A 14,559-nucleotide genomic window follows, 5' to 3' on the forward strand; every position below is an offset into this window, starting at 1 on the left:
TCGGCTAAGTTTGATTGGGAAACCGTGCCGGAAGGGTAGCTATTTGAGCCCTGAAAGCCCCGGAGCCTGCCAAAGGTGCATGAATTCCCTTGAGTGGAATTGCCAGTGGCTAGTCCGAAAGACGGTTCGCTAAAGCGGACCAGGAGACTGTTACATATGGACGCCATCATCAAGAATTTTCCGCAGACCCCCGCCGATCTTGAAGCCGATCGGCCCAGCCAGAAGGAAGCCGAGGACGCCGTCCGCACGCTCCTGCGCTGGGCTGGTGACGATCCGTCGCGCGAAGGCCTGCTTGATACTCCGGCTCGCGTGGCAAAGGCCTATCGCGAACTTTTCGCCGGCTATGATATGGACCCCGAAGACGTGCTTGGCCGCACCTTCGAAGAGGTCGCCGGATACGACGACATGGTCCTGGTCAGGGACATTCCTTTCTTTTCGCACTGCGAACACCACATGGTGCCGATCATCGGAAAGGCGCATGTCGCCTATGTGCCCGACGGCAAAGTGCTTGGTCTTTCGAAGATCGCACGCGTCGTGGAAATCTACGGTCGCCGCCTGCAAACCCAGGAAACCATGACCGCCCAGATCGCGAAGGCCATCGACGACACGCTCGCTCCCCGCGGCGTTGCCGTCATGATCGAGGCCGAACATATGTGCATGGCAATGCGCGGTGTGCAAAAGCAGGGCTCGACCACATTGACGACAACATTTACCGGAACGTTCAAAACTGAGCCGGCTGATCAAGCCCGATTCATGTCCATGGTCCGGAGCCGCTAAAGACGGCTTCGAATGAGAAAGCCGCGATGATGCCCTTTGCCTTCAATGCACCGTCCGACGATAAATCCGAACTCGAGGACGCGGGCGACTTCACGCCGCGGTTTGACGACCGCGGTCTGATCACTGCGATCGTCACAGATGCTACCGATGGCGAGTTGCTGATGGTGGCGCACATGAATGCACAGGCTCTCGCCCTGACCATCCAGACCGGAAAGGCGCACTATTTCAGCCGGTCGCGTGGAAAGCTCTGGATCAAAGGCGAAACGTCGGGCAACACTCAGATAGTCAAGGAAATCCGGACGGATTGCGATCAGGACGCCATCTGGCTGAAGGTTGAGGTAGCTGGCCACGATGCCACCTGTCATACGGGCCGCCGCTCCTGCTTCTATCGGACCGTGAACCTCGAAGATGGCAAGCCGATGCTTGAAATCGTCGATGACGATCTCCAGTTCGATCCGAATGAAGTTTACGGAAAAGACTCATAAAAGCCGAAAATCGCCTCTTATTGGGCCAAAATCTACGCCTATATACGAATTGGAAAGGGACGCGGGACACTAATATAGTTCGTTTTTGGGTGTTTGCCGGGAGGGAGGCGAGCCATGCTGAATTGGGGTTTGTACCGCCAAAGCTCTGAGCTGGGCACGTCCAACATCAGTACCCCGACAGCGCCAGACATGAACGCTCCCGCCATTCCCGCGCCTGCCCCCCCAAAAAAGACGAAACTTGCCCTTGCACTTGGCGGTGGTGCCGCGCGCGGTTGGGCGCATATAGGTGTCCTACGCGCATTGGACGAGGAAGGCATCGAGATCGGCATGGTCGCCGGAACCTCGATCGGCGCCTTGGTCGGGGGCTGTTATCTGGCCGGCAAGCTTGACGAGTTGGAAGGATTCGCCCGTTCGCTGACAATGCGGCGTATTGCCAGTCTGCTTGACCTGACGATCGGCGGCAGCGGCTTGTTCGGTGGCATGCGACTGACGAAGCGCATGCAGGAGCATCTGGAAGGCCTGAACGTCGAAGATCTGGACCGGCCGTTCGTGGCCGTCGCCGCCGAGGTCAACACCGGGCATGAAGTCTGGATCGCCAACGGCTCGTTGATCACCGCGCTTCGCGCTTCTTATGCCCTACCCGGCATTTTCGAGCCAATTCGCAGCAACCAGCGGACGCTCGTCGACGGCGCCTTGGTCAATCCGGTTCCCGTTTCGGTATGCCGCGCCTATGAGCAACCGCTCGTGGTCGCCGTCAACCTGAACTACGATCTCTATGGTCGGTCTGCCGTCGTCCGGCACAACGCCACCCTCTCACCGTCCGAAGTGCACCGGCGCGAGGAGGCGCCCTATGCCAAACTCGGCATGACCGGCGTGATGGTGCAGGCTTTTAACATTATCCAGGACAGGATCGCGCGTGCGCGCTTGGCGGGTGATCCGCCGGATCTATCGCTTCAGCCGCGTCTCGGCGATATCGGTTTGTCGGAGTTCCATCGCGCCGGAGAAGCGATCGAGCGCGGCTATGAGGAAGCCAAGCTGCGGCTTCCTGAATTGAAACGAATGCAGGAGATATTCGCCGGCCCTCTCTGAGCGCCGGCGAAGCGTTTCAGCCGGCGATGTAGGCTTTGATCTGTTCGGCTTCCAGTTCGACTTCCGCGATGCGAGTCTTCACGACGTCGCCAATCGAGATGATGCCGGCGAGCTTGCCGTTCGTTTCTACGGGAACGTGGCGGAAGCGGCGGCTTGTCATCAGTCCCATGAGGTCGTTCACGGTTGAGTCTTCATGGCACCGGTAAACCTTGGAGGTCATCAATGAGCCAACGGGCTGGTCGAGACATGCGGCACCCGCTTTTGCGATTGCGTGCACCACGTCACGTTCCGTGAAAATCCCGGAAATCTTGTTCTCCATCCCGACGATGACGATCGCGCCGATCTTTTTCTTGCTGAGAATCACGGCCGCTTCAGAAACAGTCGTGTTCGGCCCGGCGGTTACGACATCTCTGCCTTTTACGTCGAGTATGGCCTTGACTGAATTGGACATTCTTGAACCTCCTATGTCGAAAGTGCAGCACTTCAACTGATCACAGGCATCCGCGACGGTCTCTCCTCCCGACACGGATCAGTTCGAATGGTGCACTCCAACTGTCAAGATTGCAATATATCCGATGTCTCTGAAGTTGGCGGCGGCTCGGGCGGTTTGCGGTCAAAAAGACCGAAGAGAGCGAAGCCGAAAATGAACCCACCTATATGGGCGTCCCAGGCGATTGCTTGCGAGCCGTCGCCGATCAGTGGGACGCCCACCGCAATCAGGATATTGCCCACGAACCAGAAGAGAATGAAAGCGACGACCGTGCGGCTGCGAAAAGATTCGACCATTGAAAGACGGGGATTGAGATGCGCTGGTCGGGTGATCCGCTGTTCCGGCGGGAACGCAAAGCGGCAGGCAGCGCCCATCAGGCCGGATACCACGCCGGATGCGCCGATCAGCAGCGTGGCCTCTCCCCAATTCAGCGCCGCATGCAGAGCGGCCGACGCAACCGCGGACAGCACCCAGAAGACGAGGAAGCGAAACGTTCCAATGCGGCGCGCCACCGGCGTTCCGAAAGCCATGAGCCATAGCCCGTTGAAAACGATATGCTCAATGCTGCCGTGGAGGAGCGAATAGGTGATCGGTGTCCAGAAGAGCTGCGGCCCCTGTTCCGACAGCGGCGTAATGTAGCGCAACGGAATGAAGCCGAAATTGAAAAACAGCCAGTCGAGAGCGTTGCCAGACAGAAGCGTTGATTGAACGGCATATATCAGCCCCAACAGTCCAAGGGCTGCGAGCACCGGGCCTGGAAGGTTGAAGATGGGCGCTGGCGGCGGCGTTGCCGGGGGCTCCATCGCCGCTTGCGGCTCGACCGAGTGCTCGTTCATCTTCGCCCTCACTTCATTCCGGCACAGCCTTACAGGACGAAAGGTCAAAAAAAAAGCCGTCAGGCAGAGGCCGGACGGCTCCGAGCGTCCCAGGGAGCGCCCGACAGTCTGTGCTGAACTCCCCAAAGGCAGGAAGCGATGGGCAAACACTGCCACGGCACGGCCGGCAGCTCAATCGAAACCGTTTCTTAACCTTAATTGCCGCGAGTTGGCATGAAATACGCACGGTATAAGAGTGCACGGCCATGACGGCCGTGTTTTGATCCAAACTGAAGCAACTGGTGCCGTAATGCGTGTCAAAACGACGATCGACCTATTCGAATACTGGAATCGCATCCGCGGCCACGACGTGGCACCGCTGAGATCGCAGGTCGAACCAACGGATTTGCGGCAGATCCTATCAAGTGTGTTCCTCCTCGAAACAAGCGAAACGGGCCGCGTTGCGTTCCGTCTTGCCGGAACGCGCATTTGTGATCTCTTTGGTCGCGACCTCCGTGGTGCTCCGTTTTCCGAACTCTGGGCGCATGGGAGCGACGATATCGAGCACACGGCGGCGGGCGTGATGGCTCATGCGATCCCCGCGCTGCTCAATGCGACGGGTTTCACCGCAGCTGGCCATAGTGCCTGCTTCGAAATTGTCCTGCTGCCGCTGCGCTCCGAGGATAGCGAATGTGACAAGCTGTTGGGCGCGATCGCTCCCGCGGTCGCGGTAAGTTGGCTCGAAGTCGTGCCGTTGCAGTTCCTTGCCGTTGATCGCAGCCGATTGCTGCATGAACGACTTGGCGGTGAGGAGAAGCGTAAGGACGCGGAGCTTGAAAATGAGCACGCGCTCTACGTGCGTCGGCCATCGATTGCCGATACAATGCGACGCGTCATGTCAGATCTGCTCGCGGAACGCGATGTCTCTGCTGTTTCGATTCGACACAACCGCGTGCGTGCATAGAGGCCGAACCTGAACAACCTTCTGTTAAGGGATTACGGGTAATGATCGGGCGGTTGTATTTCATGAAGAAGCCCTTTGATGCACGCGTTCCAGCAAGTTCAGACGCAACGGACTGCGCCTCGCCTCGAACAAGGTGCCTTTCAACGCGTTCCGATCAACATGCAGGGCCGGCTGATGCTGGCGAACTATGAGGAATATGAGTGCATGGTCATCGACATGTCGCCGGGCGATATGTACGTGACCTGCCAGGGTCGTCCTCGCGCCAATGAGCGCATCGTTGCCTATATCGACCATCTCGGACGCGTCGAAGGCTACGTGCAGACGGTCGACGGTCATGGCTTCTCGATGTCGATCCATGCGACCGAACGCAAGCGGGAGAAGCTCGCGGCGCAGCTCACCTGGCTTGCGAACAAGCATGAACTAGGGCTTCCGGAAGACCGTCGCCACGACCGCCTGACGCCGCGCGAGACCAAAACCGAAATCACCCTGGAAGACGGCGCCCGCTACAGCTGCCGTATCATGGACTTGTCGCTTTCCGGCGCTGCGATCGATGTCGAGGTGCGTCCGCCGATTGGCACGCCTCTCCGTCTCGGCAACATGCGCGGTCGCGTTGTTCGACATTTCGTAGAAGGCGTCGCGATCGAGTTCCTTTCCATTCAGTCGCGGGAAACGCTCCGCGAGTTTCTCTGATCTCTGTCATCCGTGCGTCACGAACATGATGCACGACGCTGCCGGAAGATTGGCGTATGAACAGTCTTTATCCTGAAATAGAGCCCTACGAGCGCGGCCTTCTCGATGTGGGTGACGGGCAGCAGGTTTATTGGGAGGCTTGCGGCAATCCGGATGGTCTGCCGGCGCTCTACCATCATGGCGGCCCTGGCTCTGGCTGTTCGACATTCGCTCGTCGCTACTTTGATCCCGCAGTCTACCGGATTGTCCTCTTCGATCAGCGCAATTGCGGTCGGAGCCTGCCGAGTGCTGCCGATATGACCACCGAACTTAGCGCGAACACGACCTGGCACTTGGTCGACGATGTCGAGAGATTGCGGCATCACCTCAGGGTGACAAGCTGGTTGTTGCTCGGAACGTCCTGGGGTTCGACGCTGGCACTTGCCTACGCTGAGACATAGCCAGCAAGCGTTCGCGCGATGGTTCTTGCGGGCGTTGCCACCACCCGGCCTTCGGAAATCGATTGGCTCGTGCATGGAATGAGAAGACTTTTTCCGGCGGAGTGGGACCGTTTACCGAACGCGCTTCCTGCCGATCTCAGGGAGCTCGGCGTACTTGAGGGCTATCACCGTCTTCTCAACGCGCCCCGACAAGACATCCGCCTTGAGGCAGCTCGAAATTGGCACGAATGGGAGGCCGCCTCGATCCTCCTTGCTCATCCCAAGGGTCTCCCTTGCCGCTGGCAAGATCCCGGCTACTTACTGACGCGGGCACGGATCATAACGCACTACTTTCGTAATCTCGCGTGGCTAGACGGACGGCGTTCTGCTCCGCGATGCCGGAAAACTGGCAGGCATACCCGGCGTGCTTGTTCAGGGCCGGCTGGACTTGGAGGCCCCGCTCGTGACGGCATGGGAGCTGTCGAAAGCCTGGCCGCAAAGCCGGCTTGCTATCGTTGAGGCTGCCGCCCATTCGGCGTCGGACGAGGCTTTTGGCGGGTGCGATCGTCGACTCGAGAGACATTCTTCGCGAAGTTTCTAGAAAATAATCCTGGCGCCGAAACTGAAATCGCTGGGCCAATCGGCCACTTTCAGCGCCGATTCTTCGGTTTCAATCGAGGTGCAGGCTCGTGCCGAGGCCATCTCGGATGGTAAACAAAGTTCTGCGAAAACTTCGGGTTCGGTCGCGCCGTTAATAAATTGTCCCACAATGCTCCGATCACTCGCCGGACGCCTTTCCGAGGAAGGAACAATTTTAATCGAAATTAGCGCAAAAGCGCTTCGAATTTTATGTGTATTCGACTTTCCTTTTAGTCGATTTCTCCGCGTGTTTGAATCAACTAAGCCTTTAATTTAACTGCGTAATTTTGCGCAGAATAAAAGCGTCCGTGTCAGGTTCTTCTCACAACGGGGAGACGACAAATGACGATAGCAACTTTCATCAAGGGCAGTTTAGCCGTCGGTGCGATGTTGATTGCGATGGTGGGTTCGGGACAAGCGAGCCCCCTCAACATGACCGTCCTTGGCAATTCGAGCCCGCCAATCGGCGCCTATCAATTCTGCAAGGAGATGCCTGCCGATTGCGCCAATGCAGCTGGCGACCAAGGCGAACTTCTTCTGACGGAAGAGCGCTGGAAGACGATCCTCAAGGTGAACTACCAGGTCAATTCGTCGATTACGCCGTTGACCGACAAGGAAATCTACGGCGTTGAAGAGCGCTGGGCCTATCCCCGCACGGCTGGCGATTGCGAAGACTACGCGCTGCTGAAGCGCAAGATGCTGATCGATGCCGGCTTTTCGCCTTCTGATCTGCTGATGACGGTCGTCCTGCAGCCGAATGGCGAAGGCCATGCGGTGCTGACGGTCCGCACCGACCGCGGCGATTTCATTCTCGATAATATGCGCAACAAGGTCATGCTTTGGGCCGACACAGAATACACGTACCTGAAACGTCAGTCCGCTGACGATCCGACCCGCTGGGTCAAGCTGCAGGATGGTCGTGCAGTGGCGGTCGGCAGCGTCAAGTAAGCATGACGTCGCCGGATAGATGGCGACAACCATACGGCTCCGGTCGTCCCCCCGCATCCCCGTCCCTGACCGGTGCCATAGAACCGCTCCCGCTGTCCCGGGAGCGGTTCACTTTTTATCGTGCCCCAATATGTGGTTTAATTGTTCGTTAACCGTGATGGCGGGATCATAGCTGAATTATCAACGGCACCGGCGACTCTGTTCTCTTCGCGGCGGTCTGACAGCCGAAGGTCGCCATGAACCATACCGGTACCGTCCGCGAGATCGAGGAATCGCCCCTCCTTTCGACGCGTTTCATCATCCGCCTTACGATCGCTGTCGCCTGCTTTGCAGCATTGACGATGATTATCAGTTTCGGTGGCCGTTGGTTCGGTGCTCGCATTTCCCTCGCTGGCAATACCGCTTCGACCACTCCAATAACTCTGACAATCGGCCGCGACACCATCAGTCTTCCCGAAAACACGCTGCGCTTCCCCAGTCAGCGGAAAGACGGCCCATCCGAACGGGTGGACCTCTACCTCACGTGGCCGGAAATGCAGGGCTACAACAAGGCCCGTCGCGAGCGATTCGACGATATCAGCCAGTCGTCGGGGTTGATCTTCCTCCAGATCGCGCAAAGCACCATGTCCCGGGATATGTCCGGTCGCCTTGAGCCGATCTACTCGCATCTGATCGAGGGCGACGGCGCGCCCTTTGCCAATGGCATGACGCTGCATCACCTGCGCGCAGACGCAGGCTATGCCGACGAGGTTCTGTTGACCGCGCCGCGCACCGGCGCCCCGGATTACGTCGTGCGCTGCGCCTTGCCGGCAATGCCTCAAATGGCGACCAGCGGCGATTGCCAGCGTGACATAAAAGTCGGTCGCGATTTAACTGTGCTTTACCGGTTCTCAAGCACGCATCTGCCCGATTGGGACCATATTGACGCCGCTATTCGCCATTTTGTGGAGGCGCGGCTTGTGAACACTTCTGCGACGGGTCGCTAGAATGATCCGATGTGGCGAAACAAACGATTAATCATAAACGGATTGGTAACCCCGGACGGATAATTTGGTGAGAGAGCGATCGCGCCGGGAGGGCGGGCGATCTCTCAGATATCCTAAATGCAAGCGAAGAGTAGAATAGTGCTAAGGTCAGTCTCCTCCGTATCCCCATCGCGATCCCGCAATTTTCTGATAAGAGCGGTCATGGCGTTGTCTCTCGCGGCCGGTATCGTCATGGCCGACTCGATCGATGCCGATGCGGAGGCTGCCAACTCGAAATATGCCGGCATCGTTGTCGATGCGAAGACCGGCAATGTTCTCTACAGCGAGAACGCGGATCGTCTGCAGTATCCGGCGTCCCTCACCAAGATGATGACGCTCTACCTGACCTTCGAAGCCCTGGAACAGGGCCGCATTCGCCTGGATACTCCAGTTCCCTTCTCCGCACACGCTTCCGCCCAGGCGCCGACGAAGCTCGGTGTGCGCGCTGGCGGTACGATCACGGTCGAACAGGCAATCCTCGGCCTTGTCACGCTCTCAGCCAACGATGCATCTACGGCTCTCGGCGAATTGCTCGGTGGCTCGGAGGATCGCTTTGCGCAGGTGATGACCGCCAAGGCACACGCGCTAGGCATGACGCGTACAACCTATCGCAATGCCAACGGTTTGCCGAATACCGCCCAGATGACGACCGCTCGCGACCAGGCCCGCCTCGGTATCGCACTTCGCCAGCATTTCCCACAGTATTACGGTTATTTCTCCACGCAGAGCTTTAAGTTCGGCAATCGCATCATCCGAAGCCACAACCGTCTCGTTGGTTCTGTGCGCGGCGTCGATGGAATCAAGACCGGCTATACCCGCGCGGCGGGTTTCAACCTGGTGAGCTCCGTTCAGGTCGACGGCAAGTCGATCGTTGGCGTTGTTCTCGGCGGTGCGTCGACCCCTGCCCGCGACAACCAGATGCGCAAGCTGATTGCGGCCTATCTGCCGAAGGCATCCAGCCGCGGCGGTTCTTCGGAGTTGATCGCCCAGACCCCACCGCAACCCGCAGCGCCTGTCGCGGAAACGCGCGTCGCTTCGGCTGCGGCTGAAGTCAGCGTGCCGCGCACTGCTCCGGACACGCGCTCTCAGCCGGCATCTGCGCAGGTCGCGTATGCCGATGTCGCCCAGTCGAAGTCCGAAAATCCGCTACTCCAGCAAGAAATGCCCGCGCCGAAGAAGGTCAAGACGCAGGCCATCAAGCAGGCATCTGTCGCAACGCCGGCGCCTGCGCCGGCCTATGTACCGCCGGAACAGGGTGACACCTCAGTCGACGAACTGACGACTGCCTCCACCAAGGAGGCGCAACTGACGGGTTGGGCTGTCCAGATTGGCGTTTCCGCAAGCAAGGAAGGTGCAATGGATCTGCTCGACAGCGCCAAGAGCAAGGGCGGCAAGGCTCTGCGCTCGGCGAAGCCTATCGCAGTCGCTAACGCCGGAAGCTATCGTGCTCGCTTCGGCGGCTTTGATGATCAGCGTTCTGCTGTGAACGCCTGCAACGCCCTCAAGCGGGCTGGCGTGAAGTGCTGGGCCACGGCTCAGTGATCAGCGACCTGCCGCCTGACATGCGCAGGCGGCAGTCCAAGACGTCGTGATCGGTGTTTTTGATCCGACGGAGTTCTGAGACTCGGTTTGTAATGCGTACGGGGATGAGAATGGCGATCAACGAGAATGTTCCGGAGTTTCCGCCACATGGCCGGGTGACTGGCAAGAATCCGCGAGCCGGTTTGCACCCGCTACACGAAGCGGCTTTGCGGCTGGCAGAGGTGGGGTTGCAGCGGCAGAAGCCAAAGTCGGCAAAGACCAAGGACCTGATTAATCTGCTGTTGTGCCACGGCGCGCGGGCGTGGCGCTGCTCGCAGGCGGAAGCCAACATCCACCTTCATGTCACGTGTCCGGAAGGTCGGGCACCGGTAACGCTGCGCCTGCGCTGATCAGAGCAGGCCGAGTTCGGAGAGCTCGCGGCGAAGGTCCGCGGGCATTTCTGCAATCCCTTCTCCCAGGCTGTTCAGATCGCGCGGTACATCGTCCTGCGGATAATAGCGCCAGCCCTGGAAAGCTCTTTTCGGCTGCACGGCCGTTTCGATGACTTCAGGCCCAAGCACAAGATGGCATCGCGAGATTCCTTCGCCATCGGTAAAGGTCTGGATGTCGAGCAGTTTCTGGCGAGCTTGCACCTGCCCCTTGATCACCCAATAGAGCGAACCGCCGTCGAGTAGTTCCTCGACACGCTTCGGGACCATCCTTGTCGTATGTACGGAATGCGGCTCAAGCCCGGCCGCAATCGCCCGGAGAGAGCGTTCTGCGACCCATTCGCGCAGATCGTCAATCGAGTCCGCGCCTACGCATAATTTAATGAGATGCAATGCCATGCCGCCGTTGAAGTCCTTTTATCGGGCAACGTCAAGCGGCAAGTCGCATGTTCACAAAGTCAACATTCCACGACGTTGACGGCAAGCCCGCCGGTGGATGTCTCCTTATACTTCTCGCTCATGTCGTTGCCCGTCTGCCGCATAGTTTCGATGCAGGCATCCAGGGGAACGAAGTGCTTGCCGTCTCCCTTGATTGCCAGCGACGCCGCTGTAACTGCCTTGACCGCGCCGAGGGCATTTCGTTCGATGCAGGGAACCTGCACGAGGCCCGCGACGGGGTCGCAGCTCATGCCGAGATGATGTTCTAGCGCGATTTCGGCCGCGTTCTCGATCTGCTCCGGCGTGCCGCCCATGACCGCCGCAAGGCCGGCAGCTGCCATGGCGGCCGCGGACCCTACTTCGCCCTGACAGCCGACCTCTGCACCGGAAATAGACGCGTTGTGCTTGATGATCCCGCCAATCGCGGCGGCAGTCAGTAGGTAGTCGCGGATCCCGTTTTGGTCCCAATCGTCGTGGAAATGCTCATAATAGCGGATCGTTGCCGGGATGACGCCCGCTGCACCGTTCGTGGGAGCCGTCACCACGCGACCGCCAGCGGCGTTCTCCTCGTTGACTGCCATGGCGTAGACACTCAGCCAATCGTTCGCAAGCAGCGGGTTGATACGGTTGCTGCGCCACTCTTCCTGCAGTTTGTCATGAATCGCACGGGCGCGGCGGCGAACATTCAGTCCACCCGGCATGATGCCATCGACCTTGAGGCCGCGTTCGATGCAGGAGCGCATGGCTTCCCATATGCGATCAAGGCCTGCGTCCAGTTCCTCGCGGCTGCGCTGCGTTTCCTCATTGGCGCGCTTCATCTGCGCGATCGAGAGGCCGGAACGCGCGGCCATGTCGAGCATCTGCCTGGCTGAGGAGAAAGGATAGGGAACCTTGCGCGAATCGGAAGGTACCTTCTTCTTGGCGCGCATCTGCTCGAGCTCGGTGTCAGTTACAACGAAGCCGCCACCGACGGAATAGTAGATGCGCTTGATCAGCATCCGACCGTCCTTGTCGAAAGCGGAAAGCGACATGCCGTTGGCGTGGCCCGGCAACGGCTGCTTCTTGTCAAAGATCAGATCGTTCTTCGGTTGGAAGCTGTAGCTCGGATGGCCGGGCGGCGAGATGCGTCCGGAGCGTTCCACCTGATCGATAATACCGTTCATCTTGTCCGGATCGACGCTGTCAGGCTGCTCTCCCATCAACCCGAGAATGACTGCCCTGCCCGTCCCGTGTCCGATGCCAGTATGCGCCAGCGAACCGTGCAGGCTAACCTTGATGGACGCAACCTGAGCGCCAGAGGTCGGACGCGGCCAATCGTCCGATAGAATCAGATCGAGGAAACGATTGGCCGCAGTCATCGGACCCATCGTGTGCGAACTGGAAGGCCCGACACCGATCTTGAATACGTCGAAAACGGAAAGGAACATGACTGCGTCCTATAAAGTTGCTGCGTAAATCTACGCTAACGGCTCTCGTGATCACTGCGATGGACCGACATGGCATTTCACGCATGCGACATCTGTAAAACGAAGTGCTGCGGCTTGCCAGTCATTGCAGCGTGCGCCCGCATCTGTAGAGTGGCGCGGCGACAGGAACCTGATTCAATATAATGATGACGACAGCGGATTACATTGCACTGGTGTTCTTTGCGGCGATCTGGTTTGGCTACGCGCGCCTGCTGCAGGGTGCGAATTTCTTCGGCAGGACCAGCCTCACTCATGCCATGCGGGAGCGCCGGCGCGAGTGGATCTACAATTCGCTCCGGCGCGACCTGAAGATGATCGACACCCAGATCATGGCCGGCCTGCAGAACGGCACCGCATTCTTCGCGTCGACATCGATTTTCGCCATCGGCAGCTGCTTTGCCCTGCTGGGCGCTACGGAGAAGGTCGATGCCGTCTTTGCCGACCTGCCCTTCGTCTTTCATAGCGGGCATGCCGTCTTCGAAATGAAAGTCGGCGGCTTGGCGGCGCTTTTCGGATATGCCTTCTTCAAGTTCGGCTGGTCGTATCGTCTGTTCAACTACTGCACTATTCTTTTCGGCTCGATTCCGATGATGCGTGACAGCGAACAGGATGTGATTGCCGCCGAGCGGGCGGCCGAACGCGTCATCCGCATGAACATCATTGCTGCCGGTCATTTCAACGAGGGGCTGCGCGCCATTTTCCTCTCGATCGGTTACCTCGGCTGGTTCATCAACCCCTATGTCTTCATGCTGACGACGACGATCGTCATCGTCGTCCTGACAAGGCGGCAGTTCTTCTCTGAGGCGCGTCTGGCGATCATGGACGCTCAGCCGCCATCAAATCTCCACCTTTCTCCTATTCCCCGCGCTGAGCCTTCGAACGATGGCAACGATTCATCCGAGGGATTGTGAATGACGGCTCTGGCCACGGAAACATATGCGAGCGTTAAGCCGCCTCGCATCGGCTTGCTGGATACAGCGCGCGGTGTCGCCCTGCTGGCGATGGCGACCTATCATTTCACCTGGGATATGGAGTTCATGGGCTACCTTGCCCCAGGCACCGCCGAAACCGGCTGGCTGAAGCTCTATGCCCGCGCCATCGCATCGACGTTCCTGTTCATTGTCGGCGTCAGCCTGGTGCTCGCAAACACGCCGGAGATTCGCTGGCGCTCGTTCTGGAAGCGGTTTGCGATGATCGCTGCTGCCGCGCTTGCGATCTCGGTGGTGACGCGGTTCGTCTTCCCCGGGGAATGGATATTCTTCGGCATTCTCCATTGCATCGCGGTCCTCAGCCTGCTTGGCCTTGTCTTCCTGCGTCTGCCCTTGCCTTTCACCATCGCCGCGACCGCTGCAGTCACCGCGGCATGGGTCGTGGATACCTGGGTTGCGCCGAATCTATTGCGCTCGCCGATCTTCAATCCGCGCTACCTCGCCTGGATCGGACTCGCCGAGATGCCGCAACGATCGAACGACTATGTTCCGATCTTCCCCTGGGCGGTACCTTTCCTGCTTGGCATGACGGCGACCTTGCTTGCGATGAGGATGCGGCTGCTCGAGAAGCTCGCGCGGCTTGGCACAGGCTCAAGCCTGCCGGCGAAGGCCGGGCGCCATAGCCTCGCCTTCTACCTGATTCACCAGCCTGTGTTGATCGCAATTGCCTACGGACTATCCGTGATTATTCCGCCCGCGAAACCGGATCCTGTCGAAACCTACCTGAGGCAATGCAATGCTTCGTGCGTGATGCAGGAAGGCGAAGCGCTATGCCGCAGCTTCTGCCGATGCACCCTCGATGCACTGCAAAATCAAAGGCTCTTTACGGAATTCCAGTCTGGCGCCATCAAGCCGGATGACGGGCGGATCATGGCGCTGGCGAGCGAGTGCAGCGCCAACACGCAATAATCAGGTGCCGACGCCGATATCGGCCAGACGACCGAGGCATGCCTCTTCGATGTTGTCGAGTTCGGCCAAGGTGTCGTCGATGTCCTTACGCTTCTGGCGTAGATCTTCGCGCTTCTCATCGACGCGCTTCATCAGGAGCTTGAGCTGGCCCAACTCGCCCGGCGGCTCCTTGTAAACCTGAATGATCTCGCGGATTTCCGCGATGGTAAAGCCGATGCGTCGGCCACGCAGGATTTCCTGGATGAGGCGGCGGTCCGCTGGACGGAACAACCGTGTGCGTCCACGGCGCTCGGGATGAATCAATCCTTCGTCTTCGTAGAACCTCAGCGTACGCGTTGACACTCCAAACTCGCGCGTCAATTCGGTTATGCTATAGTACTTACTGACCGGCATGGGCTCCCCACCATTAAGGTAGCCAATAATATTGACTTTTACGTAATAGTCAA

16 protein-coding genes and 1 pseudogene are annotated in these 14,559 nt (G+C 58.8%); 12 read left to right on the plus strand and 5 right to left on the minus strand.

Annotation, left to right across the window (positions count from 1 at the left end):
* Nucleotides 1-156: 156 nt before the first annotated feature.
* The 3 genes from folE to NBG89_RS07525 all read left to right on the plus strand — a co-directional run bounded on the left by folE (nucleotide 157) and on the right by NBG89_RS07525 (nucleotide 2,351).
* Nucleotides 157-777, plus strand: coding sequence for a GTP cyclohydrolase I FolE (folE, locus tag NBG89_RS07515; protein WP_431322295.1), 621 nt, complete (start codon nucleotides 157-159; stop codon nucleotides 775-777).
* A 26-nt stretch (nucleotides 778-803) separates the two neighbouring features.
* On the plus strand, nucleotides 804-1,262 hold the full coding sequence (gene hisI, locus NBG89_RS07520; RefSeq protein WP_431322296.1) for a phosphoribosyl-AMP cyclohydrolase: 459 nt from the start codon (nucleotides 804-806) through the stop codon (nucleotides 1,260-1,262).
* A 114-nt stretch (nucleotides 1,263-1,376) separates the two neighbouring features.
* A complete protein-coding gene (locus NBG89_RS07525; RefSeq protein WP_431322297.1) occupies nucleotides 1,377-2,351 on the plus strand; it encodes a patatin-like phospholipase family protein in 975 nt (324 codons plus the stop codon).
* Nucleotides 2,352-2,367: 16 nt separating this feature from the next.
* Here NBG89_RS07525 and NBG89_RS07530 read toward each other — a convergent pair whose 3' ends face one another.
* Both NBG89_RS07530 and NBG89_RS07535 read right to left on the minus strand, forming a co-directional pair.
* Nucleotides 2,368-2,802 carry a CBS domain-containing protein gene (locus NBG89_RS07530; protein ID WP_088692803.1) on the minus strand — a complete coding sequence of 145 codons (435 nt, stop codon included), beginning with the start codon at nucleotides 2,800-2,802 and terminating at the stop codon, nucleotides 2,368-2,370.
* A gap of 104 nt (nucleotides 2,803-2,906) precedes the next feature.
* Entirely contained in the window at nucleotides 2,907-3,677 is a 771-nt protein-coding gene (locus NBG89_RS07535) for a rhomboid family intramembrane serine protease (protein WP_431322298.1), read from the minus strand.
* A gap of 289 nt (nucleotides 3,678-3,966) precedes the next feature.
* On the opposite strand from NBG89_RS07535, the gene NBG89_RS07540 reads away from it, so the two are divergent.
* The 7 genes and pseudogenes from NBG89_RS07540 to NBG89_RS07570 all read left to right on the plus strand — a co-directional run bounded on the left by NBG89_RS07540 (nucleotide 3,967) and on the right by NBG89_RS07570 (nucleotide 10,272).
* Complete coding sequence (locus tag NBG89_RS07540; RefSeq protein ID WP_431322299.1) at nucleotides 3,967-4,620, plus strand: PAS domain-containing protein; 654 nt, start codon at nucleotides 3,967-3,969, stop codon at nucleotides 4,618-4,620.
* A gap of 78 nt (nucleotides 4,621-4,698) precedes the next feature.
* Nucleotides 4,699-5,310, plus strand: coding sequence for a PilZ domain-containing protein (locus NBG89_RS07545; protein WP_431322300.1), 612 nt, complete (start codon nucleotides 4,699-4,701; stop codon nucleotides 5,308-5,310).
* A gap of 56 nt (nucleotides 5,311-5,366) precedes the next feature.
* A pseudogene (gene pip / locus NBG89_RS07550) lies at nucleotides 5,367-6,337 on the plus strand (prolyl aminopeptidase).
* Nucleotides 6,338-6,710: 373 nt separating this feature from the next.
* A complete protein-coding gene (locus tag NBG89_RS07555) occupies nucleotides 6,711-7,316 on the plus strand; it encodes a transglutaminase-like cysteine peptidase (RefSeq protein ID WP_431322301.1) in 606 nt (201 codons plus the stop codon).
* A 236-nt stretch (nucleotides 7,317-7,552) separates the two neighbouring features.
* The gene (locus tag NBG89_RS07560) at nucleotides 7,553-8,302 is read left to right on the plus strand and encodes a hypothetical protein (RefSeq protein WP_431322302.1); all 750 of its coding nucleotides are present in this window, start codon (nucleotides 7,553-7,555) and stop codon (nucleotides 8,300-8,302) included.
* Nucleotides 8,303-8,419: 117 nt separating this feature from the next.
* Nucleotides 8,420-9,883 carry a serine hydrolase gene (locus tag NBG89_RS07565; protein WP_431322303.1) on the plus strand — a complete coding sequence of 488 codons (1,464 nt, stop codon included), beginning with the start codon at nucleotides 8,420-8,422 and terminating at the stop codon, nucleotides 9,881-9,883.
* Between the two features lie 110 nt (nucleotides 9,884-9,993).
* The gene (locus tag NBG89_RS07570; RefSeq protein WP_088692811.1) at nucleotides 9,994-10,272 is read left to right on the plus strand and encodes a hypothetical protein; all 279 of its coding nucleotides are present in this window, start codon (nucleotides 9,994-9,996) and stop codon (nucleotides 10,270-10,272) included.
* Here NBG89_RS07570 and NBG89_RS07575 read toward each other — a convergent pair whose 3' ends face one another.
* A complete protein-coding gene (locus NBG89_RS07575; RefSeq protein ID WP_016554039.1) occupies nucleotides 10,273-10,710 on the minus strand; it encodes a DUF1489 family protein in 438 nt (145 codons plus the stop codon).
* A 59-nt stretch (nucleotides 10,711-10,769) separates the two neighbouring features.
* Entirely contained in the window at nucleotides 10,770-12,176 is a 1,407-nt protein-coding gene (locus NBG89_RS07580) for an L-serine ammonia-lyase (protein WP_431322304.1), read from the minus strand.
* 185 nt (nucleotides 12,177-12,361) lie between these two features.
* Between NBG89_RS07580 and NBG89_RS07585 the strand changes: the two genes are divergently transcribed.
* Nucleotides 12,362-13,126, plus strand: a complete 765-nt coding sequence (locus NBG89_RS07585) for a DUF599 domain-containing protein (protein ID WP_431322629.1) — start codon at nucleotides 12,362-12,364, stop codon at nucleotides 13,124-13,126.
* Nucleotides 13,127-14,113, plus strand: a complete 987-nt coding sequence (locus NBG89_RS07590) for a heparan-alpha-glucosaminide N-acetyltransferase (protein ID WP_431322305.1) — start codon at nucleotides 13,127-13,129, stop codon at nucleotides 14,111-14,113.
* Here NBG89_RS07590 and NBG89_RS07595 read toward each other — a convergent pair whose 3' ends face one another.
* Nucleotides 14,114-14,506 carry a MerR family transcriptional regulator gene (locus tag NBG89_RS07595; protein ID WP_016554043.1) on the minus strand — a complete coding sequence of 131 codons (393 nt, stop codon included), beginning with the start codon at nucleotides 14,504-14,506 and terminating at the stop codon, nucleotides 14,114-14,116. It abuts the gene before it with no gap.
* Nucleotides 14,507-14,559 lie beyond the last annotated feature (53 nt).

Source organism: Rhizobium sp. YTU87027, from assembly GCF_050644135.1.
Classification (GTDB): Bacteria; Pseudomonadota; Alphaproteobacteria; order Rhizobiales; family Rhizobiaceae; genus Rhizobium.